The sequence below is a fragment of the Thiomonas sp. genome, from assembly GCF_054608695.1.
In genome coordinates, this window is sequence record NZ_JBTRXV010000201.1 from 1 (window position 1) to 2627 (window position 2627).

Annotated in this window: 3 protein-coding genes; all 3 read left to right on the forward strand. The window is 64.2% G+C overall.

The features are described 5' to 3' along the window. Positions 1 to 1111: cellulose synthase subunit BcsC-related outer membrane protein (locus ACYCUK_RS24275; protein ID WP_461597142.1), on the forward strand; the 1111-nt coding region annotated here is incomplete at its 5' end. Between the two features lie 26 nt (positions 1112 to 1137). Further along, on the forward strand, positions 1138 to 2388 hold the full coding sequence (gene bcsZ, locus ACYCUK_RS24280; protein WP_461597143.1) for a cellulose synthase complex periplasmic endoglucanase BcsZ: 1251 nt from the start codon (positions 1138 to 1140) through the stop codon (positions 2386 to 2388). A gap of 54 nt (positions 2389 to 2442) precedes the next feature. Then, positions 2443 to 2627, forward strand: a 185-nt coding sequence (locus ACYCUK_RS24285; RefSeq protein WP_461597144.1) for a hypothetical protein, incomplete at its 3' end; no start/stop codon positions are given.

Consider the following 2627-nt stretch of genomic DNA (forward strand, 5'->3'; position numbering starts at 1 on the left):
CATGACCCAAATGACCCAATATCTCCCCTCGCTGCAGGCCCAGTGGGGCATCAACTGGCACCTGGCCGCCTTTGCCGAACTGTCTTCTCCCGACCTCTACGGCGGTCAACCCAATGCCACGCAGTTGCCGTTCCGCAATGGTACGCAGGTCGCCAGCGCCACCGCCACCGGCCACGTCTGGCAATTGCCACAAGTGCTGGTGGGGATCGATGACCACGAACCGCATCATCATTGGCGCGCCGCCCTGGGCTGGACGTCGCCTTCGAGCGTCGGGGGCGGGACGGTGCAGGGGCTGCTGCGCTACACGGGCATCCCTTCCTCCCAAAGCGGGAGCAACTGGAGCGTCCAGGTCCTGCGCAACGTCATGCGGCAAACGCTCCTCTCCTACAATGGCGTGCAGGAAACCTTCACCTACCCGGACGGAACTTCCAGCGCCTATTCCTGGGGAGCGGCCATCCGCAACCAGATCGGCGCGAGCGGCTTTCTCGATGGCGGGAAACATGGCTGGTCCTATCTCGGCATCCTGCACCTCAACGCCATCACCGGGCGGAACATCGAAACGAATTACGGGGCGACCACCTATCTGGCGGTGACCCAACCGCTGGTTACCGCTGGCGATTGGTGGGTAACCATCGGTCCTTCCCTCTATGCGGCAACCTATACCCACAATGAGAACTTTGCCTCCCCGGGCTATGGCGGCTACTTCAGTCCGCAGTGGATGGTGCAACCGTCCCTGAGCTGGAACGCGAGTCATTGGTGGCACGGGGGCGCGCTCAATGTCAGCGCGGCCATTGGTTATCAGTGGCTGCGGCAGGCCGGAGGCCCCTATATCGGCTTTGCGCCGCTGCGGACCCAGCTCCAGTCCACCCCCCTGTCCCAGGCCCAGCCCTATGGCGCTTCGACCGGGGGCAGCGTCACCGGTTCGATCAACCTCCAGGTCACCCAACGACTCAGCACGCACTGGTTTGCCGATGCGGGCGCCTCCTACCTGGCCAGCCCCGCGTTCCAGCAAGCCACGGCGGGGGTCGACATCCGCTACGTCTTCGGCGGCAGCCAGGCGCGCACGTTCCGGCCGGCGCAATTTGTCACCAACATGGGCCGTTATCAGTAAGCCCCGTTGTGCACAGGAGACCACGGATGAAACGGATGAAAGGGATCACGCCCCCTAGCCACTGGCAACAACCGCCGCGCACCGTCGGCATCAGCCTCTCGGGGATGCGCCGCTGGATCCGCGGGCATGCCCGGAGCATGGGCTTCCTTGCCCTGTTTTTCGCCCTGGAAGGCTGTGCCCTGCAGCCCGCCGCCTCCCCGGACCACAATCCCGCCCCCTGGGTGCAGTTCTGGACCAGCTACCAGGCCAAATTTATCGACCCCCAGGGCCGGGTCATCGATTTCGAGGACGGCGGCATTACCACCTCCGAAGGCCAGTCCTACGCCCTGTTTTTTTCCTTGGCGGCCAATAATCAGCCCCTGTTCCAGAAGATCCTGACCTGGACCCAGGACAACCTCGCCCAAGGCAGCCTCGCCGCCCATCTGCCCGCCTGGCGCTGGGGCAAGCGCCCGGATCAGCAATGGGGGGTGCTCGACCCCAACTCGGCGGCCGATGCGGATTTGTGGATCGCGTACACCCTCATCCAGGCCGGCCACTTGTGGCACCGCCCCAGCTATACGGCCCTGGGCACGCTGCTGGCCAAACGCATCGCCGACGAAGAGGTGGCAACGCTCCCCGGCCTGGGCCCGATGCTGCTGCCCGGGCAACAGGGCTTCCATCCGAGTCCCAACACCTACGTGTTGAACCCCAGCTACATGCCGTTGCCGGTGTTGGAAGGCCTGGCGCACGCCCTCCCGCACGGCCCGTGGCGGGCCATGGCGGCGCAATTGCCCCATTTCATCGCCGCCGCCGCCGCACCCCACGGCTTCGCCCCGAACTGGATCGCCTATACCCCCAACAGCGGTTACACGGTCGCCCCCGAGGGACCCCTGGGGAGCTACGACGCCATCCGCGTCTATCTGTGGGCCGGGATGAGCAATCCCCACACCCCGGGTGCCCCCGGCATCCTGCACAGCGTCTCCGGCATGGCGAACTACCTGCAGGCGCATCTGCTCCCCCCCGTCGCCGTGAACCGGGAAACCGGGGCCGCCACCGGCACCGGCCCCGTCGGCTTCTCGGCCGCGCTGATCCCCTATCTGATGCAAAAAGACTTGCAGCCCCAGGTGGAAAACCAGTGGCTCCGCCTCACCGCCGATACCGACCGCGCCAACGGCCTCTACGGGAAAAACCCCCGCTACTACGACCAAAACCTCGCCCTCTTTGCCTTGGGCTGGGTATACCACACCATCCGCTTTAGCCAACAAGGCAACTTGGAACCAGATTGGGTACGTCCATAACTGCACCATGCAAAACCGTTTTCCGCCATTTGATGCGGAATAAAGGAGAAAATCATGACGCATGACCATGCATTCTGCGAGCGAGGACTCCCTCCACAGGACCGCACCTTGATAGCCCAATATCGTACCCACCTCACCCACCATGATGAGGCGCTCACAGAGATATTTCACGCATCGCTTGGCCAGCACCACAGCGCTGGTCCGGTTTTGCAGCAGCTTTCTCCTGAACAGCTCGCCGC

Coding starts and splice junctions, on each gene's coding strand:
- bcsZ (WP_461597143.1), top strand. CDS start 1,138: ATGAAACGGATGAAAGGGATCACGCCCCCTAGCCACTGGCAACAACCG.